Origin of the sequence: Methanocalculus taiwanensis (genome assembly GCF_024372745.1) — an archaeon.
GTDB lineage: Archaea > Halobacteriota > Methanomicrobia > Methanomicrobiales > Methanocorpusculaceae > Methanocalculus > Methanocalculus taiwanensis.
Genome location: NZ_VOTZ01000006.1, coordinates 1 through 19593, shown reverse-complemented (window position 1 = coordinate 19593; position 19593 = coordinate 1). Strand labels below are relative to the sequence as shown.

Below are 19593 nucleotides of genomic sequence, written 5' to 3'. Positions count from 1 at the left end.
TGCCAGGTACCTGGCAGTTTAAAAAAGGATGAATGAATCCTTACCTCCTCCGTACAAGAAAGAGCAATCCCAGGGCCATTATCGGGATGAGAGGGGATACTGGCAGGTAGTGTGCGGGGGTTGATCCAGAGGTTTGTGTCGGAGCTGCTGTTTGCTCTGATAGTGCCGGGTTTACCTGCCCTGAGGGCTGCTCACTTACCGGCGCCTGAGTACTCACCGGCTCCGTTGGTGTCGGTGTTACAGGTTGTGTTTCATATACAAATGAAGAAGAAGGCGTTGATGATTTGCTACCTCCACCACCTGAACTCCCCCCCCCTCCAGGAACGGAAAGGCCCATAAGGGCAAATGAAGAGAGACCTACCGGAGAATCGGCTTCAAAGATCAAATCCCCGGCACTATTGGTGCCGATCATGGTGGTTGCGAGTGACGTGGTACTTCCATCATCAGCCCGGCGCATGATAACGACACGATCAATACCTCCCATTGCAGTAACCCAGGCAGGGCTTACCGCCATTCGTATCTTTGCGGATTGAATAAGTCCACCATCTCCGGCATTTGCTACATTGGTCTTCTGAATGTTCAGGACATATGCGACATCAAGGATTCCATGTCCGGATTGCTGGGCTGTCAGGAGAAAGCCACTTCGTGCATTTAAATCAGGCTCCTTTGTGATGGTGGAGGATATTTTTGCATCGGACTCTGGCATTCTGCCGAGCTCCATCTCGATCTCAGCTTCGACTGTTCCAACGGTATTATCTATCGATGCGGTGAGTGGAGTCGTGGTTGCAGTTATTCCTGTAACAAGCCCGGTGACTGATTGAGCTCCGCCTGTTGGGGTGCTGTTTGTCCTGACTGTTATCTGCTCCCAGCCATTTCCGACATTCTGCATTCTGATGCTGTTACCATCGATCGTAACATTCGCATTTGTCTCCTGCAGGTTGATGGTTATCTGTTGTTCATCTCCAAATTCATTAACCACAATGCCACCTGAAGCAAACGATGATTCACCTGATGCAACCGGTGTTTGATCATCCGGCTCTCCCGAACCTGAAAATGTAAGATCAAGCTGTTGTGAGGTCCCGCTTTCAAACGGGATTTCCTGATCGGCTTTTTGGTTTCCAATCCAGAAGCTGACCATCGGTGAACCTGATACCATATCCTCTTCAGTTGCCTGTACTGCCAGCCTGGAGCCCGCTATACCTGTATCTCCGTAGAATCCGTATCTGGTAAGGGTAAATGAACCACGTTCATTGAAATTGACCTTGGCCGTGATGACAGTTCCCGGCGGTGCACCAATTCCATCGATTGTTACGCTTCCATAAAACTCAGCTGGAAGAGGAGGAATTGCTGATGCTGCTCCGATGATAATACTGAAAAGAAGTAAAAAAATGAGTTTTCTGGATTTCATACTACACCTATCACCTTTCAGAGGCTTGCAAGCTCTCCATTCCCGGTCAGGTAGATCCAATATCCATGTGTTGGATACATCTCCTGTGTATCACTGAAACTGCCTGATCCGCCCCGGATGATAGCAGTCTCATACTTCTGGTTCACAGGATCATAGCCAATGGCCTGCGTCCATAGATCTCCAAGTGAAAGGAGTGTGTCCCGTGCTGATGCAGGTTCCAGTCCTGAGAAGCCGATTGCATTCCATCCTTTGTTGAGTTCCCTGGTTGGTGGGGTCTGAACAGGGTTATCATCGTATTGAAGAGCGATCTCACAATCCTCGGCCGAGTAGATCCAGAACCCGTTGAGGGGTAGTACAACATCAGTGAGTTTGAGCGCTTTCCAGAGCTTCAGTGCAGAATTATACTCCCAGATACTTCGGTCCATTGTGTCGACGGAAGAGAAGATCTGAGCGGTATTATTTCCAATTGAAAGTCTCTTTGGTACTGATATGAAGTTCCAGCCTTCTTTGAGCTGAATGATATCATCTGCATCGATCTCTGCGGGGAGGTCGGTTAACGCAATCTCATCAATACTGCCGACACGCTGTTTACCAGAGGTGAGATCAGATCCAACCAGCCTGAGTGGCCATGTTGGTTTCTCACCATCTGATGGAAGTGGCTGGCCATTTAATTCATTGGCCACGATGATATTCTGGTTCCGTGCAACGACTGTACTGTGGAATGTGGCTGAGAAATCGTCATCTGTTCCCTTGGTTCCATCAGGGCCATAATCGATGACAGTGATATTATAGCCAAGTTCTGCCAGATCATCTCTGAAGGGGTTGCTGCCGAAATCATGTTTGTTCTCATCGTCAACCCACCCGACAAGTGTCCAGAGCGGCAATCCTGACCATTCATCATCTCCATCAGTCCATGTGGCATGATGGCTTTGCCCGGCCATTGCACAGGATTTCGCAGATTCAAAGTATGCCCTGTCAATGGTATCTGATATAGCACCAGTCAACAGTAATTCCCAGTTCTCCCGGGTTCCTGTTCGAATTTCGATTGTAGCGATGGTTTTTGTGGAGACACCGGCAGCTGAGGGATACTGTATGCCATCTGCCCAATAGTAGTGCCAGTAATCCTGCTTCATTGTGGTACGCATATCATCGGCACCGAAGATCCCATCAGGCGTATTAAAGAAGTTGCGGTATCCATCTGAGTATTCAGGGACGTATCCCTGGCGTTCGGTCCACCATGCGACAATCGCTTCACCCTGGCGATCCAGTGGTGAATACAGGTTGGTATAGTTGAGTGTTGTTTTAAATCCATCTTTTGCTTTCAGGATGATCTCACTGCCTTCGGGGGCTCCGCCGACCAGATCACAGAGGTCTTTTATCGCTGTGCCCCTTACTACCTCATCGACTTTGTTTGGATTTTTCGTCTCATCAGGGTTCCAGAGATCATCCGGGTCGAAGGTTGGTCCCTGGAAGCGGAGCCGGACTCCGTTTTCGCCACCAATGACGGGGAGATTCTCCTTCATCCAGAGGTAGTCCTTTGTCACTTCCTGGATGATCGTTACTCCATCGGCTGCGTATTTGACAACCCGTATAGCTGGTGCTTCGGTAGGTGTATCGAATTCAGTCAGTTCAATGGTCTCGATATTACCGACGCTCTTGCTCCCCTTTGCTCCATCTCCAACAAGACGGAGTGGGAACGCATCGCCAGGTATTGCTGTTCCATTGACTGTGTTTGCAACAATATAGTTGTTTTTGGATTCTGCCATCTCCTGGCTGGTGAAATCCTTGCTATAGGGTGAGTCGCCGCCTGATGAGACGATAACCGTGTATCCGATCCCGGCAAGCTCTTCATTGAAGAAGTCCGGCCCTATCATCCTGTCATCATCGACAAGCCCTGCAAGACGCCAGAGAGGTATCCCGGTCCAGACGCTGACGCCATCGTCGTAGGTTACAGCATTCCGGGCAGCTTCCTCTTCAAAGAGGCTCTGGCTGATATTGGCAGTGATCTGTCTGCCTTTCAGCGTAAGTATCCATTCGCCTTCCTGTGGCTCCTCCGGAAGACCGGAGATCGAAATTGATGCAATATTACCAACACGCTGGCCTCCACTTGTTAGTGCAGATCCAACCAGCCTGAGTGGATAGTTATCATCCAGTGGGGCTGAATTCATCTTGTTTGCGATGATATAATCGTTATTTCTGGCGATATCGGCACTTGCAAAGCTTCTTGTGTAACCATCCTCAGCAGTAACAGAAACGGTATAGCCGTCCGCTGCCCGTGTGTTATTGAATTTCCAGTGATTGTCTGCATTGATATCATCAACAACAGCGATCAGGTACCAAAGCGGCATGCCGGTCCAGACATTGTCATCAGCGTCTGTCCAGTGATTGGAATGGCCACATCCAACCCCCTCTTCAAATTCAGATTGTGTGAAAGTCCTTTTGAATGCACCATCGAGTGAGATAGCCCACTCTGTCTGTGGTTCTGGAAGCCCGATGAGTTCAATTTTCACAACATTTCCAACCTTCTGTCCGCTGGAAACATCTGATCCGATCATCTGGAGCGGGAAACAGGGTTTCTCCTTCTCCCCGATGGTTGCCGGAAGTGGTTCTCCGTTGAGTGTGTTTGCAACAATGATGTTGTCATTTCGAGCTACTGCCGCACTCTGGAAATTAATGCTGTACCCATCTCCGGCGGTTACCTTTATTGAATAACCCTGTTCTGCAAGTGCGTCATTGAATGCTTCGCTGCCATGTTTGTTGCCGTCATCCACATAGCCGACAAGCCACCAGAGCGGCATTCCGCTCCAGACATTTCCATCATCATCTTCATAGGTTGCACCATGGCCGCATTTTATCCCCTGTTCGAAGTAGGATTGATGAATCAGTTCATTTAATGCACCATCCAGCTCAAGGGTCCAGTCTCCGGGAGCAGATCCACCGTCAACTGATACTTCAATGCGGACATAAGCGGTTGCAGTCTCGGGGGTGATCGGTTTTACACCAAAGAAACATTCGACGACATCCCCATCATTCAGCTGATAGATATTGAGTCCCTCAGTTTCATAGTTGCCAAAGTCATCGAGGGTCTGTCCATTGACATTGCAGATCCATGTTGTCCCAGCGGTTTTATCATAGAGGTATTCCTCGATCCCATCCAGCAGAAGGATTCCCTTTGTGGCAAATGACTTGTCGTTTACAGTGAGGTTGAGGCCTGCTGCATCGAGTGCACCAAGGGGGGTAAGACGTTCGACATCGTATGAGGTTTCGGATGTTGCCTCAAGTGGGAAGGTCTCATTCTGAAGCTCAAGGGTGTCATCAAAGAGTGTGTCAGATGCTCCAGCACCAACTGATACTTCAATGCGGACATAGGCGGTTGCATTCTCAGCTGTGACTGGTTTTACACCAAAGAAACATTCGACGACATCTCCATCATTCAGCTGATAGACATTGAGTCCCTCAGTTTCATAGTTGCCAAAGTCATCAAGGGTCTGTCCATTGACATTGCAGATCCATGTTGTACCGTCCGCTTTGCTAAAGAGGTATTCCTCGATTCCATCCAGCAGAAGAATTCCCTTTGTGGCAAATGACTTGTCGTTTACAGTGAGGTTGAGGCCTGCTGCATCGAGTGCACCAAGGGGGGTGAGGCGACCGACATCGTATGAGGTTTCGGATGTTGCCTCAAGTGGGAAGGTCTCATCCTGAAGCTCAAGGGTGTCATCAAAGAGTGTCTCCTTCTCGTCTTCTGGTGCATCTTCATTGCTCATGATAGCAATCTTTTCAATGTATTTGACTGAGAGGCCTGTTGTGGTCGGGATGCCTGGCTCATAGTAGTACCAGTACTCCTCCGGGAAAGTCTGTTTCATATCATTGACGCCAAAGACGCCGTCATCTGCAAAAAAGATCACTTTCATTCCGCTGGAATAGTCCGGGACATATCCGTCACCTGCGAGGTACCATGTGATTCCGATTGGCCCCTGTCTGGTCGCCGGATTATACACAACTGAATAGGGGAACGTCTTTGAAAATGTATCGTCAGCGATGACTTTTACCGTTTCACCAGCTGACATTCCGCCGACCAGATCGCAGATATCCGCCAGATCAGTCCCTTTTACAGCACCCTGATCTTTGAGATTTGTATCTTCTTCGGGATTCCATGGATCTCCCTCAAAGACCGGACCCTGGAGAGAATAATGCGTTGTCCCGTCTCCAAGGACGTCCAGGTTTGTTTCAAGCCAGGTATACTCTTTTGTTGTTTCATTCAGAACGGTTTCACCGTCTGATGCATACTTTACAATATGGAGCTCAGTAGTGGCTCCTGCTGCTGGCATGATGAGGAGCAGGAGCGCCATCAGCATGCACAATAATACTGCAGTCTTCTTCAATAAGGTCACAAAACATCACCATTTTCCCATTAAGCGAGTAATGGGGTTGTATCTCCGGAAAAGACCAGATGATATGAGGTTGATAGAAGAAAATAAATAACTTTTTTCAACTTAATTAACTAAATTAAATTAACTCATTATACTGAAGAATCTTTGGAGATGATCTGCGACTTTCATCAAACTTTATCATTTCTTTTCAGAATTTGATTTATCTCTCATCTTCTATTGAAATGCCCGTGTTCATTCTGCTCATTGTAGATGGAAATATATTCATCCTTATCGATCTTCATCAATAAAGTTAAGTAAACCCAATTAATCCAAAAACAAATGGGTATATTTAATGTATATAATCATCAATCTCCTGATATGAAAGAGATGAAGAGTATTCTCATCGCTCTGGCTCTTGTTGTGGCCGCAGTATTCCTCTGCGGGTGCGTAGGCCAGAATGAACCTGCACCGACAGTAACTGCTCCGGAAATCTCCGGTATTGTAACGGTCTTCCATGCCGGAAGCCTGACGGTTCCCTTCGAGGAGCTTGCGGCTGCATTTGAAGCGAAGTATCCCGGTACCACTGTACAGCTCGTTCCTGCCGGGTCAACGAAACTTGCCAAGGATATTTCCGACCTCGATAAGAGCGCCGATGTCTTTGCTTCAGCAGACTACACGCTCATCCCGGGACTGCTGGTTCCATCGCATGCCGACTGGTATGTTACATTTGCCAAGAACCGGATGGTGCTCTGCTATACAGATGACAGCCTGTATGTGGATGAGATCAATGCCGATAACTGGTACACCATCCTTGAGAAATCCGATGTGGCATGGGCATTCTCTGACCCCAATCTCGACCCCTGTGGATACCGCTCTCTGATGACCGTACAGCTCGCAGAAGCACACTATGGCGATGATACCATCTTTGACCGGCTCGTTGGAGCAAACTCTGCGATCACAGTGACAGAGGAGAATGGCATCTTTACCGTCCATGCAAAATCGCCCGAGCCAAAAGGCAACATCCAGATCCGTCCGAAATCTGTTGAACTCGTCCAGATGCTCCAGAGTGGCGGCCTTGACTATGCGTGGGAATACCAGTCGGTTGCAGTCCAGCACGATCTCAAATTCATCGTACTCCCCGAGGCAATCGACCTCTCATCCATCCAGTATGAATCTGACTATGCCACTGTTCTCATTGAAACTGAAGGCGGCATGATGAAGGGCCTGCCAATTGTCTATGGTGCGACTGTTCCGAAGAATGCAGAGAATCCTGATGCGGGTCTTGCATTTGTCGAGTTGTTAATCGGCCCAACCGGGCAGGCTATTATGGATGGCCAGGGCCAGCCTCCGGTTGTCCCCGCAGGTGGATTCGGGACTGTACCTTCAGCAATAAAGGCGCTTACAGCCTGAAACCCCCAAACTCTTTTTCTGCCTGATTCCTATGGCTCAAATCCCAGTTCTCCGTGATCGCTGCCTCATATCTTTCTCCCTCCTCGGGGGTCTCATTCTTGCGCTCACCGTACTTGCCCTCATGAATATGACGGTCCGGGAACTCTCGGATATTCCACACCTGCTGCGGGTGGCAGCCGACTCAAAGGTGATCGACTCGATCATACTCACCATGGCAGCAGGTGCAAACGCTATTGTCATTCTGATGATCCTTGGTATTCCGCTTGCCTATGTGCTTGCCAGGACAGATTTCCGGGGAAAAAGAATTGTCGAGACGATTGTTGATATCCCCCTGATGCTTCCCCACACGGTTGCGGGAATTCTTGTGTATATCCTCTTTATGAAACGGGGTTTAATCGGGGGACCACTCTATGATATCGGGTTTTCATTCGAGGATGCGTATCCCGGGATTGTTGTTGCGATGCTCTTTGTCTCCTCCCCGTATTTCATCAATTCGGCACGGGAAGGTTTTGAGAAGGTTCCGGTGCATCTTGAGAACGTCGCGAGAACTCTTGGTGCATCCCGGTTTTCGGCATTCCTGCATGTTGTCCTCCCGCTCTCTGCACGATACATCTATAATGGGGCAATATTTTCCTGGGGGCGGGCGATCGGGGAATTTGCAGCTATCATTATGATCGCCTATTATCCGATGGTGATCTCAACATTGCTCTATTACCGTTTCACAACCGGAGGTCTCAAAGAGAGCAGCACCATTGCGTTTATTATGATAATCGCGTGCTTTTCCGTCTTTCTGGTACTCCGGTACCTGTCACACTTTATCGGGAGGCACGATGATCGAGTTTAGGCATTTATCCCTTACACTTGGAGAGTTTGCCCTCCGTGATGTGAGTCTCACGATCAACAGGGGAGATTATTATTTTATCATCGGTCCATCCGGTGCAGGCAAGACCGTTATCCTGGAGGCGATTGCGGGGCTACACTTCCCGGATAAAGGGGAAGTTCTGATAAATGGCTCGAATACAACGTTGATACCACCGGAGAAACGCCGTATCTCTCTTGTATACCAGGATTACTCTCTCTTCCCTCATATGGTGGTTGAGAAGAATATCGGGTTTGGCATGAAGATGCAGAAACGTCCCCGTGATGAGATTGATCGCCGGGTTGATGAGCTTCTCATGCAGTTTGGGATCTCCCATCTGAGAAACCGGTATCCGGGAACCCTGAGTGGAGGGGAGCAGCAACGCGTGGCTATTGCACGTGCTCTTGCCTCAGATCCGGAAATTCTCCTGCTTGATGAACCCTTTGCTGCACTTGATCCAATTACCCGCGAACAGATCATTGCTGATCTCCTCAGGATCCACCGGGAAGAGCATCTCACGATTGTTCAGGTGACACATGCCCGGGAAGAGATCCTTCGGATGGCAAATCGTTGTGCGGTGATTATTGATGGTGTCCGGATGCAGGAAGGGCCGGTTGATTCGGTATTTGAAACACCAGAGAGTACAGCTGTTGCCCGTTTTATCGGTATGGAGAATATTCTCTCTGGTGTTGTGGGAGCAGGGACATCGAGTCTTGCCTCAATTGAAATTGAAGGGATGAGTGTAATTGCCGTTTCAAAGGTTTCTCCCGGAAAAGATGTCTCGATTGCCTTCCGGGCAGCTGATGTGACGCTCCATGTTGGTGATGGCCATGCAAGTTCAGCGCAAAATCGTTTCACAGCAACAATCACTGCTGTTATCCCTCTTGGCGGCCCCCTTACCCAGGTGCATCTGAACGCAGGCTTTCCGATCATTGCCCTTGTCACGAGCCGCTCGGCAGAAGATCTTGCTCTGTCCCCCGGTATGGATGTGGTTGCCGCTATCAAGGCGAGTGTGATCCGGGTGATTGAGAATGAATCGAGCAGGTAGTTGGTTGAAGATCGGGGGATCCTCCCCCGTGAAGAGAACTGATCTCTCCCCTCTCTCTTTCTGGAACAGTGATAAAAGGCGATCCTTTTCCCGCTGTACAGTGAACCATATCCCATGGATGGCGGGATAGATCTGATCAGACAGCATGTACAGGCATTTCTTCAGGAGTCCGGTTCCCACGGGTTCGATCACACTGCCCGTGTTACCCGCCTCTGCCGGAGAATCGGCCTCAGCGAAGGTGCAGATATGGCGGTTATCATCCCTGCCGCCCTCTTCCATGATATCGCCCGCCCCCTTGAAGAGGAGACCGGTATTCGCCATGAAGAGCAGGGGGCAGAAATGGCAGAAGCGTATCTCCGGTCTGCCGGATATCCCGGTGATATGATCCATTCAATCTGCCACGCAATCCGTTCCCATCGGTACAGCTCGGGGATTGCGCCTGCGACACTGGAAGCTGAGATCCTCTCGGATGCAGATAAGCTGGATGCGATGGGAGCAGTCGGCATTGCACGTACCTTCATGCAGGCGGGGGAGGATGGCACCGGCATTCCCGGTGCTGTCGCTCACTTTCATGAGAAGCTGCTGAAGCTGAAGGATCGGATGTATACAGATACAGCCCGTGAAATAGCCGAAGAGAGGCATGCATTCCTTGTTGCTTTTCTCGAAGGGCTTGAGGGCGAGGAAGGCGGGCATTAGGTGGTTGGAAAGGTTAAAAAAAGAAGAATCAGTCCTTCTCCACCAGATCGATTCTGAAGCTTCCCATTGCGATTAACTCCATATCCTGCATGGATGTATCGCTTACAATCGCGGGATACTGCCTGCAGAGCCTGAAGATCACGGCGCCTTTGGGATAATCGGGTATCACTGTTGCATCGACATTCTTCTGGATCACAAGCCGGGTCGGGTCGATATTGGTTCCATAATATCTCCTAAAGGCTATCCGGTCATCTTCTGGGATATCGAACCAGTCGCCTCCGTCGGCAACGGTCGGGTCAACCGGTACCCACCCGTATTCTGGCAGATAGTATTCAGCCCAGAAATGGGGGCTTGGCGCATCCTTGAGGAGCATCTGATACCCGCCGGTGGCCCGGGCGGGGATGCCGAGCGAGCGGCAGAATGCAGAGAAGAGCATACTCTGCGTGCCGCAGTCGCCATGGCCGGTGGTGAACATGTGGGTTGACTCAGCAACCTTCGGGGTTTTCGTATCAAGTGACATGTGCGGGACATGGCTGTAGGGGTAGGTTGTTATGATATGCTCATAGATCATCTGCGCCTGCTTGTGCGGATTTGTCTCGCTGCCGACGATCTCACGGGCTTTGTTTCTGATCGCGTCGTTTACCTCGATGTTCCGCTCGGATCTGGTATAGAGGATATACTCGGGATCGCTTGTATCATATTCGCCGACTTTTTCAGGGTCAACAATAAAGATCCCCTCATAGGAGGTGAACCTGATATCAGCAGTGATGACCAGATCGCCTTGTATTGCTTCAACCGGAATCTCGTAGTAGATGATCCCTATCTCGTGATTGACATCCGGCCCCTTCACGATATACTCAGGGAATGTCATGTTTGTGACCGAGACATCACGCTGGATATCGGTCTCTATGGGATGCGGGTACCATATCTTCAGGGTACCTCCTGCAGGGAGATCTGCTTCTGCGATCTCAAGACGCATCGTCCCTTCATAGTGGATTGGGTTTCTGTAGGGGAGATCCTCTGCCTTCAGGTTGCCTGCCCGGACATCATCTGCCAGTGCGTACCGCGACATAAAGGCGAAGGTGAATTCCAGCTTCTGTTTCTGAAGGATTTCCTGATGGGCATAGAGGTAGTTCTTTGCGGTATCAGAGAAATAGAGGGTCTGGCCATCTGAGACAAGTATCTGGGCTTCATCTGCAAGCCATGCGTCTATCTCTTCTTCGGTGATGCCGGGTACTGCCTCTTTCAGGGCATCCCGTGCAGCGGCATCATCCAGAGAAAACTCACCATAGGTTCTGATTGCGGAAAACATCGCATTCCGCGAGACAATCCCGGCATCCGGGAAACCATTGGCGAAATACCAGGCCGCCGATCCTTCAAACGCAGCTTCTGCGGCCCGGTAGTTCCCGGCTTCATATTCGGCAAGCCCTTTGTTATATTCCATCTCGCCGATGCCTGATTCCTGGTACACCGGGTGATCGGAGACGCAGCCTGCAAAAGCGAGCAGAGCACACATCAGGATGATGAGTGCGGGTAGTTGTATTGCAATTCTCATAATGCTTAAAAGATAGTTATGTATATAAGGGCTTTGGGATCGAAGGATGCCGGTTCTGCTCTTTTATATAAAATAAAGTGCCAGGATAGCCTCTGAAGAGTTCTGGTGTCGGCTCTAAGCCATCCGGTACCCGCCTTCCCGCACGAGCATCCTGAAACGGGCACCTTTTCCTGGCAGACCATCCTCTGTTATAGAAATCCTGGTGATATCGAGGATCTCACGGACAAGGAATAATCCAAAACCGGTGTTTTTGCCAAACCCGCGCTGAAAAATATGTTCCTTTTCATTATCAGGAATGCCGCATCCATCATCCTCCCAGGTGATTAAGAGGCCGGAATCGGTCTCTTCACACGAAACCAGCACCCGGGTTGCCCCTTTTGCATGGCGGAGGGTGTTCTCATAGAGGTTGAAGAAGGCTCGCTCGATCATCGGGTCTGCATAGATTTGGATGCCTGTGCATACGGAGGTGAGCGGGAGTTCACTATCATCAATCGATTCAATCAGGCTGCTGATGGTCTGCCATGCCGGGCTTTGTATCCCGAGCTGCTGGTACTCACGCGTGAACTCGATCTGTTTCTGGATTGCTTCGGTGGCTTTTTGTGCCTCTTTCAGGTAATCTGCCTGCACATCCTCGCCCTGTGCCTCTTCTGCGAGCTCGAGGTATCCCTTCGCAATCATCACCTTATTCAGGATATCATGGCGGGTAATGGAGGAGAGGAGCTGGAGTTTTGCGTTTGTGAGCTGGAGTGCATCTTCTGCTCTTTTGCGTTCGGTATAATCATGGCCGATACCCAGAATCGCAACCGGCTTACCCTCAGTATCCCTCAGGAACCGTACAGAGTTCTCTACCAGAATGATAGATCCATTTTTGCAGTACTCTTCGCTCTCAAACGTGATGGTTCTATCTGAATCAGCAGAACCAGTGGCTTCATTCTCCATCTCCAGAGTAAAAAGCGCCATGATCTCTTTAATGGAAGCGGGAGTATTCCTCTCTTCAATCGGCATTGCAAGCGCCTCCTCAATGGTGAAACCCTTCACCTTTGTAACCGAAGGACTGACATAGGTGAGATTGAGGTTCATGTCACATATATAGATGATATCTGCGGTATTCTCGGCAATAAGGCGGTATTTCTCCTCGCTTTCACGGATCACCTGCTGATCTTTTTCGAGAGAATCGAGCATTCCGTTTATCGAGGCTGCAAGTTCGGCTACCTCGTCATCACCGTCGATTCCAACAGATGCAGTGGTGGAAGTGCTGCCGGTGATATCCTGCACCTCCCGGTTCAGGCGGGTAATTCTCCTGAGGAAGATATGGTTAACAAGCAGATAGAAGAGGATTGCAGTGATGCCTGAGAAGATCAGAATCGCAACCATTCCCGACTCGTAGGCGAGAAGCCCCTTCCTGTAGATAGTTCGTTCCTGGGTGATCGAGAGCATCATAACCGGCTCTCCAAAGAGATCATAGATGACAGTCGATCCGGTGATGGTATCTCCGTCCTTGGAAATGGCGAGAGATGGTTCAACGGCTGGAAGGGGCGCTTCCGGGATGTCGGTGATCCGGATCGGAACTCCGGCGAGATCCGAGAGATCCAAAACCCATCTTTCATCCATTACTCGTGCAAAGAGGAGAGTGCCCATGACTGGCCCCTCTCCCCAGCTCATTCGGATCGGCCGTACCGCAACGAGCATCAGTCCGCCTTTGGTCTCATAGATCCCTGAGAGCTCTTTTGCATCAGATTTGAGGAGGGAGTCGTGGAGTGTATACAATTGCGGGGGAATTTCTTTATCTTCACCGACACCGGGGTCAAAACCACGTGCATAGACTACGTCTCCATCCGGTCCGGTGAAGATCATTGCATTGAGATTGAAATAATGAAATACCGAATCATCAAGGTTCTTCTGCACATACTCCGGATCCATTCCCTGCACAAACAGGTATGTATCATCCCAGTCTGACCAGTCCATGACACTTATAGAGAGGAACTGCTGCTCCCTCTCAATTGACCTGATGGTTCTATCCATCGTGTCTTCGAGGTGTTTATCCTCAAGATCGGCAAAATCCTGAAGAATGAGTGTGTGGGTGGCAAAACCAAGTCCTACCACAAGAGAGGCGATCACGAGGACGATAATAACAATAATCTGGTTCCGGACATTCATCAACTCCACCCCCCTATCTGGTATACATGATCAATCGGCACCCGATGATCCGGTGCCCTGTTCTATCTGCATATCATAGTCTTCACTGGAATAATTATCTGCCTACGTTATCCGGGGCATGGGATAGTGCACCAGGTGATGCATCTGTCGGGGAAAATCTATCACCATTGTTCCTGTCATCAGATGGTTCTTGTTATCCAAATCAAATAGTCAATATAATTGCCTGAACAATTCGAAACCGCTTTACCTCTTTGGATAAAGAGCATGTACCAGATACTATGGACACGACACATTCACGCACAATGGATCGGAAGATCATCAACAGGTGGGCAGTTGCGGAGATGAACTCCGTCATCTCCGATCTTCTCTCCGGGAAGGGATTGCTGCATCCGGATGCCGACAGCTGTATCGGCTATTTTTATGTGGATCATGAGGAGGGGATAAACTTCCGTATCCATTCGCTCTGCCGGCGCGTTCCTGATACGCTGCCCGGGATTATTCGCCATTTTGATAATCACGGTGAGGGATTGACCGTTATTTCAGAAGACGTTGAGGCATATACAATCCTCTCCGGAGAGGAATTACTGGCCCTCTCAATTGATGAGGAGCAGAGATGGATGCTCTATTATGATCCGGAAATGCTACACGCATTGAGAAAGAGAGTGGATATCGACAGGTTCAGGGCCCCTGTGTATTTCGATGATGTATCGCTTCTGCTTTTCACCACCGACATGGCCATCGAACCCGAGCTGGTCTGGGTTCGCCTCAATAGCCAGTCAGAGGATGGGATGTCATTTCAGGGAACCCTCTTAAATGAGCCGTATTCTGATTATGGCGTGCATGAAGGAGAGGTGCTTACGGTCCGCCTGGAAGAACAGGAGGGAGAGTGGGTTCTGCTGGCAGAAATCGACTTTGAGTAGCGTCTTTCTTCCGGTTTTCTGATCTTCTGATTCCAATCTTTAGACTATGATCGCAATGGTGCGGTCTTTTCACGTCTTTTATTCGATCATAGCAGCAGAAAGCCCACGACTTTTGTCGTGGGAGTATGTCAGCGGTGAATATACGCTTCCTCGCTGATTCTCAGAATGCTCCCGACAACAGACTCAAGGTCTTTACCGGAACACGGAATGGTGTGGTCGGCATACTGCTCATAGAGCGGCACCCTCTGATTGTACATCCCCCGTAGCGTCTGGCCCGGCATGAGGACGATTCCCCGTGTGGTGATGTTTCTGATCCTCTTCTCCATCTCTGGATACAAGATCTCCAGGTACACAACCAACCCAAGTGATTTCAGGTGCTCCATCGCCGCCCTGCTCCAGACGACGCTCCCGCCTGTTGCGATCACACAATGGCGGGGATGAAGGGAGAGGACTGCCTCCTCCTCGATCTGCCGGAATGCATCGGGGCCATCTTCGTCGAGGATCTGCTGGAGCTTCCTCCCGGTCTGCTGCTGGATCAGGATATCGCAGTCGATGAACTGCATGCCGAGCGCCTTTGCAAGGAGGACGCCAACAGTGCTCTTCCCGGCACCCGGCATGCCGATAAGGATGATGTTTCTGTGGGGGTGGATCATCGTGTTTACTCCTGATTCCTCTTCTCTCCAGCGCTTATTTATGGATTTTTCTTTGGAGCTTTTATTTCTGCTTCCTGAATCATTTGATCAAAATCGCTTTCATACAGCCTGTCCTGTATGACCCTGAATTCTTGCACGATTCTCTATCAGTTCAGTAGCAGTATTTCCGTGTATTGGGAAGTGGAGTTTGTTCTTTCTATCGATCTCTGAATACGTATCTGATTTGAATTTCTATTCTGCGTTTTTGGTGGAGTTGAGAATGTCCCGAATAGAATATTCTGGAGATTCGTCCAGCTTCAGGAATGTCGTCGTGATAGTCCCGTATTCGAGGGGAGCATACCTTGATCCTACGTGAGGGATATCTTTGAAACGGATGAGCCATGATCCATCAATCTGGCCTGCCATCTCGATTGCGACTGCTGGCGGAGTCAGGATATCAGCGGTTCCGGTGATGAGCATGACGTGGTTTGTGATCTCCGACAGATTGGCATAACTACCCTCCCATGCGAGGTTTGCCACGGCCTCCTTTCGGACACCGTCAGGCTTACTCATATCTCCCGCATTTGCCTCGAGTAATTGGTGCAGCAGACTGGTCTCCGGTATTGAAGCGCTGTACGTGGCAGAGGAGAGGATGGCCTTTCTCACCTTCTCCGGGTGATCGATCAGGAGCTGCTGCGAAACGGTCGATCCCATCGAGACGCCGTAGATGTTCATGCTGTCGTACCCGAGTGCGATTATCAGCCCTGCTGCATCGTCTCCAAGCTGTGCAATGGTATACTGGGCGTCGACATCGGTGCTCTCCCCCATGCCACGGTGGTCATAGGTATACACATGGAAGTCTTCAGCAAGGATATTGATGAACGTTGCATTCCAGGTATTCATCGTCTCGCCAAAGCCTACAAGCATGAGAAGCGGTTCGGTGTTTTGCACCCCGAATTCACGATACCCGATTGTGATGCCGTTCACCTCGGCGTACTGAACCGGGATATCATTATACGAGATGGCCGTGGGCGCTGTTACTGCCGGCAGCTGTTTTGTCTCCGTCGTCGTGGTGCATCCGCACGTGAAGAGGAGACAGAGTGCAAGCACGAGGGTTACTGCTGTAATCGTTTGTATCTTCATACATTCTCTCCGTTGTTATTCTTCTTCTTTGATTTGGGAAAATACCTTCTTTCTCATATTTTCCGTTCTTCGCCTGCGTCGATGCTCTGTTTATCGTCGATTGGCGCCCGGTTTCCCAAATGGATCCCTTGAGACTCCTGTATCGGTGTCCAGCAGGCTGGGTGTTTGGCTCTTTTCCCCGGGATCTTTCAAAGTATGGCTCTTCAGATGTTAAGTTAGGAAAATGTGTACCTCTACCACAAAATACGTTGGAAAAATGTGTACAGAGCACACATAATAGATAGTTACAGGAATATTGCCCGGCATTCAGATGAATATGGTGAGGTTCTGGAGATTCCGCTCTACCTCATCTGGAGACTGAAGGCATATCTCTCCTGATTGTTTCATTGGTGGGGTTGTATTATTTCTTTTAAATGATATTTCTCTTCAGAAAAGGGGAGAAGAACCAAAATATAAATGAAGTCTTATTGCCCTATGTATGCTGCTTTAAGAACGAGAGGATCTTTGCATGTATCTCGTGAACCTGCGGCGAGATCCAGGCACAGAGGTGCGATCCCTCCCTCACCCACATCTTCCCGGCACCCGGGATGTTCTCCCACGCGTATACACCGTGGTAGAAGAGGACGTCACTGTCATGGGTTCCGTGGATGACAAGGGCCGGGCACTGTATCTTCCCAACCGGGAGATCATCAAGCTTTGAAAGCTCGTCAAGGTCGTTGTCGACGCCGGCTTTCCGTTTCGGGTATTCCGACATGGAACGGGAAAACCGCAGGAGGAGGCGGATCTGGAGGGGATCCTTTAATGCCGCCTCCACCTGGAGATCGATCTGTTCGGGCCGGAGCATGGACTCCTGCTGGAGGAACTCGTGCATGGATTGTCTGGGGTAGTGTTTCGTGAAGTAGTTGATGAGCTTCTCTCCCGGGCCGCTCAGGAAGAGAGCCTGGGCCACTGGCCCGGCATTGGCCGGCATGAGGTATTTTGAGACAACGGCATCGGCAGCAACAAGTGCGGTGACACGTTTTGGATGCCGGATTGCAAATTCGTAACTTGAGGCTCCGCCGGCTGAACCGCAGATGATGGCGACCTTTTCGATACCGAGCGTGTCAAGGAGTGCGGCATAGAGATCCGCCTGTTCTGCGGGTGATTTTCCGCTTGTGACGGGGGTTCCCAGATATCCCGGACGGCTTGGGGCGATGAGCGAGAAACCGGACTTTGTCACCCATTCGAAGAGGAGAAGACCCTGGTCGTATCCCCCGGGCCCTCCATGGATAGCCAGCACTACCGGGCCTTCCCCGATACGGGCGTACTCTATTGGTCCTTTTGCGGTCTTGGCAATGTGGGGGTTAGCGACTATTTCGTCCTGGTGGGCGACCTCTGCTTTTACCCATGCATCGAAATCAGTTGCGAACAGCGAATCATATGGTTCTTCTGCCATGGACGTGATATTGATGCTTATTAAATAAAGGACTTATGACAGCAGGAACCTGATACAATGGGTACTGCACGTATCCGCCGGTACCTGTCCGGATATCCCCCTCCCTCTTTCTTTCTCTCTCCCTACAGGCTCACATTAAATTCCCAGAGCCCCTTCTGCTCCCTAAACTGCGTAAAGGTTGCATGGAATACGCCTGCATCAGCCGGGATGGGGTCGGTTTTCCAGAAGATGAGGGTGCCGTCTCCCTCATCCCGATAGCTATATGATTCCGTTGTCCTGAGGAACAAACCATTATCCACCCGGAACCCGGCGACCGGATCGGGTGATCCGGTTGGGCTGGTTCCACCGGGAGGCGGATCGAAGGTGGGCGAGGCGACAAGATCGACGAAGAATACCGCCTCGCATTTTCTCTGGTTGCATTCCAGCGATACGAAGGTGACGGTGCGGTTATCCGCTGAGACCGTCTGGCCGATCTCAAATCTCTTCTCCATCGGGTTTGCCGGAGGCAGGAACTCGTAGGGAGGCGGGGTGTCCGGATCATAGGGAGCAGGATGGATGGATTCTGCGATTCTGATCATCTCTTCTGCGGAAAGTGTTCCAACCAGCCGGAATGCCAGATCATCCCGGCTCCAGATTATCTCCGTCATCTTCCCTTCAACCAGGGTGGCTGGTTCGCCGCCGATTGTTATCTCTGCCGGAGCCCTGGAAGCCCAGGCGCTTCCAATCGGAAATGTTCCCTTATCAAGAGGCTGCTGGTTCAGCACGATTCTTTCATTGCCACGCTGGTACCCCACGATGCGCCAGCCCGTATCTGATGTTGGCGCCCAGGCACCGTCTGAAAAGAGATACCCCTCCGGGAGATAGCCGGGGAGGGAAAGGCAGATCTCAGGATCGAGTGTTCTCTGCATGGTATGCAGGGAGGTGAAGAAGAGCGGTGTGATCCTGAAATTGGGTCCCGTGGGGGTGGGGGAGATCTCCGCCCCGGTGCCGTTATCTGGTGTGTTGGGGACATTTGCCGGTGCGGTGTCTCCGGAAGTGTGCCCCGCAGGCACGGTGCACCCCGCTGACAGCAGGCAGGCGGCTGTGAGGAGGATGAGGATGAAAGTAGTGAGGAGGTTTCGGGTCATGTGGTTATTCTCGGGTTTTGGCTATTTTTTGTGGGTTTTCATATTGCTTTTTTTCGTGAGTAGTATCAGATGTCAGGGGATTGGTGAAAAGATACGATAGTTCTTTTGGGTGAATGGGGTTTGATGGGGTTTGCCGGAAAAAAGGGGTGAGGGGGGATGGAACTGCCGGACAACAGGTCCTATCGTGATATTAGTGTTATTCAGCAGGTTATAGAAAAAGAGGTTCCACTCCCTCATCCGGAAAGAACCCCGTCCTTTCATTCTTTCCGTTTCTGCCTCTTCTGTTTGATTTAGGGGAATATAAGTAAGAGCGGCAGGGTGTGAGTGATTTTCCGATCCGGGTGTTATCGTGTTATTGTTGTGAGCAGTACTAGTACAAGAGATCTTTTTCTGTTGGGTAAGGTTTTTTTGGGAGAGGTGGGGTTTGGGCGGGTTGATATGATAAAAAGAGGTATTCACAAATAAAAATGACGACATATGTCAGAGGCTCTTGAAATCTGTTCAACTAACATGATTAACTTCCTCCTTTTTATGCTCTTGCTCTTCAATGAGATGGACGTACTCTTGAACCAATCGCTCGCTCATTTCCAGTGTTCGAGCAATTTCTACCTGTTTCATCTTCCCATACAACATCCTCACCTTCTTAAATGACTTGATATATCGGTCACAGGCCTCCTCAGTGTGTTGAGTCATCCGTGCAATATCGGGTGTTGGAATGTTCTGGAGGAACTTCTCGATAATCACTTTCTTATGCGTGAGCGATGGACCGATATCATGGATTGTCCCACGATAGGGCAGGATAACCCCATGTTCAGCCTGATATTCCCGGATAT

The 19593-nt window shown here is 50.2% G+C and carries 14 protein-coding genes; 5 read left to right on the top strand and 9 right to left on the bottom strand.

The window, feature by feature from the left end; all coding sequences use genetic code 11:
- Window positions 1–40: 40 nt before the first annotated feature.
- Both FTO68_RS03865 and FTO68_RS03860 read right to left on the bottom strand, forming a co-directional pair.
- Complete coding sequence (locus tag FTO68_RS03865) at window positions 41–1408, bottom strand: hypothetical protein (RefSeq protein WP_255332064.1); 1368 nt, start codon at window positions 1406–1408, stop codon at window positions 41–43.
- 17 nt (window positions 1409–1425) lie between these two features.
- The gene (locus tag FTO68_RS03860; RefSeq protein ID WP_255332063.1) at window positions 1426–5757 is read right to left on the bottom strand and encodes a molybdopterin-binding protein; all 4332 of its coding nucleotides are present in this window, start codon (window positions 5755–5757) and stop codon (window positions 1426–1428) included.
- Between the two features lie 399 nt (window positions 5758–6156).
- Between FTO68_RS03860 and wtpA the strand changes: the two genes are divergently transcribed.
- The 4 genes from wtpA to FTO68_RS03840 all read left to right on the top strand — a co-directional run bounded on the left by wtpA (window position 6157) and on the right by FTO68_RS03840 (window position 9791).
- Window positions 6157–7188, top strand: a complete 1032-nt coding sequence (wtpA, locus tag FTO68_RS03855; protein WP_255332062.1) for a tungstate ABC transporter substrate-binding protein WtpA — start codon at window positions 6157–6159, stop codon at window positions 7186–7188.
- Between the two features lie 31 nt (window positions 7189–7219).
- The gene (locus FTO68_RS03850) at window positions 7220–8032 is read left to right on the top strand and encodes an ABC transporter permease (RefSeq protein WP_255332061.1); all 813 of its coding nucleotides are present in this window, start codon (window positions 7220–7222) and stop codon (window positions 8030–8032) included.
- Window positions 8019–9095, top strand: a complete 1077-nt coding sequence (locus FTO68_RS03845) for an ABC transporter ATP-binding protein (protein WP_255332060.1) — start codon at window positions 8019–8021, stop codon at window positions 9093–9095. The genes FTO68_RS03850 and FTO68_RS03845 overlap by 14 nt, the downstream gene beginning before the upstream one ends.
- A gap of 114 nt (window positions 9096–9209) precedes the next feature.
- Window positions 9210–9791 carry an HD domain-containing protein gene (locus FTO68_RS03840; RefSeq protein ID WP_255332059.1) on the top strand — a complete coding sequence of 194 codons (582 nt, stop codon included), beginning with the start codon at window positions 9210–9212 and terminating at the stop codon, window positions 9789–9791.
- A gap of 28 nt (window positions 9792–9819) precedes the next feature.
- On the opposite strand, the gene FTO68_RS03835 is transcribed toward FTO68_RS03840, so the two are convergent.
- Window positions 9820–11346, bottom strand: a complete 1527-nt coding sequence (locus FTO68_RS03835) for a transglutaminase-like domain-containing protein (RefSeq protein ID WP_255332058.1) — start codon at window positions 11344–11346, stop codon at window positions 9820–9822.
- A gap of 114 nt (window positions 11347–11460) precedes the next feature.
- On the bottom strand, window positions 11461–13503 hold the full coding sequence (locus tag FTO68_RS03830) for a sensor histidine kinase (RefSeq protein ID WP_255332057.1): 2043 nt from the start codon (window positions 13501–13503) through the stop codon (window positions 11461–11463).
- A 278-nt stretch (window positions 13504–13781) separates the two neighbouring features.
- Here FTO68_RS03830 and FTO68_RS03825 point away from each other — a divergent pair, with 278 nt between their 5' ends.
- Window positions 13782–14423: a hypothetical protein gene (locus FTO68_RS03825; RefSeq protein ID WP_255332056.1), complete on the top strand. Its 642-nt coding sequence runs from the start codon at window positions 13782–13784 to the stop codon at window positions 14421–14423.
- A 128-nt stretch (window positions 14424–14551) separates the two neighbouring features.
- On the opposite strand, the gene FTO68_RS03820 is transcribed toward FTO68_RS03825, so the two are convergent.
- The 5 genes from FTO68_RS03820 to FTO68_RS03800 form a co-directional block, all read right to left on the bottom strand.
- Window positions 14552–15076, bottom strand: a complete 525-nt coding sequence (locus FTO68_RS03820; RefSeq protein WP_255332055.1) for a shikimate kinase — start codon at window positions 15074–15076, stop codon at window positions 14552–14554.
- A 231-nt stretch (window positions 15077–15307) separates the two neighbouring features.
- Entirely contained in the window at window positions 15308–16198 is an 891-nt protein-coding gene (locus FTO68_RS03815) for an alpha/beta fold hydrolase (protein ID WP_255332054.1), read from the bottom strand.
- A gap of 472 nt (window positions 16199–16670) precedes the next feature.
- On the bottom strand, window positions 16671–17633 hold the full coding sequence (locus FTO68_RS03810; protein ID WP_255332053.1) for an alpha/beta fold hydrolase: 963 nt from the start codon (window positions 17631–17633) through the stop codon (window positions 16671–16673).
- A gap of 122 nt (window positions 17634–17755) precedes the next feature.
- On the bottom strand, window positions 17756–18760 hold the full coding sequence (locus tag FTO68_RS03805; protein WP_255332052.1) for a DUF4367 domain-containing protein: 1005 nt from the start codon (window positions 18758–18760) through the stop codon (window positions 17756–17758).
- 501 nt (window positions 18761–19261) lie between these two features.
- Window positions 19262–19593: DUF1670 domain-containing protein (locus FTO68_RS03800; RefSeq protein WP_255332051.1), on the bottom strand; the 332-nt coding region annotated here is incomplete at its 5' end.

Coding starts and splice junctions, on each gene's coding strand:
- FTO68_RS03865 (WP_255332064.1), bottom strand. CDS start 1,408: ATGAAATCCAGAAAACTCATTTTTTTACTTCTTTTCAGTATTATCATC.
- FTO68_RS03860 (WP_255332063.1), bottom strand. CDS start 5,757: ATGGCGCTCCTGCTCCTCATCATGCCAGCAGCAGGAGCCACTACTGAG.
- wtpA (WP_255332062.1), top strand. CDS start 6,157: ATGAAAGAGATGAAGAGTATTCTCATCGCTCTGGCTCTTGTTGTGGCC.
- FTO68_RS03850 (WP_255332061.1), top strand. CDS start 7,220: ATGGCTCAAATCCCAGTTCTCCGTGATCGCTGCCTCATATCTTTCTCC.
- FTO68_RS03845 (WP_255332060.1), top strand. CDS start 8,019: ATGATCGAGTTTAGGCATTTATCCCTTACACTTGGAGAGTTTGCCCTC.
- FTO68_RS03840 (WP_255332059.1), top strand. CDS start 9,210: ATGGATGGCGGGATAGATCTGATCAGACAGCATGTACAGGCATTTCTT.
- FTO68_RS03835 (WP_255332058.1), bottom strand. CDS start 11,346: ATGAGAATTGCAATACAACTACCCGCACTCATCATCCTGATGTGTGCT.
- FTO68_RS03830 (WP_255332057.1), bottom strand. CDS start 13,503: ATGAATGTCCGGAACCAGATTATTGTTATTATCGTCCTCGTGATCGCC.
- FTO68_RS03825 (WP_255332056.1), top strand. CDS start 13,782: ATGGACACGACACATTCACGCACAATGGATCGGAAGATCATCAACAGG.
- FTO68_RS03820 (WP_255332055.1), bottom strand. CDS start 15,076: ATGATCCACCCCCACAGAAACATCATCCTTATCGGCATGCCGGGTGCC.
- FTO68_RS03815 (WP_255332054.1), bottom strand. CDS start 16,198: ATGAAGATACAAACGATTACAGCAGTAACCCTCGTGCTTGCACTCTGT.
- FTO68_RS03810 (WP_255332053.1), bottom strand. CDS start 17,633: ATGGCAGAAGAACCATATGATTCGCTGTTCGCAACTGATTTCGATGCA.
- FTO68_RS03805 (WP_255332052.1), bottom strand. CDS start 18,760: ATGACCCGAAACCTCCTCACTACTTTCATCCTCATCCTCCTCACAGCC.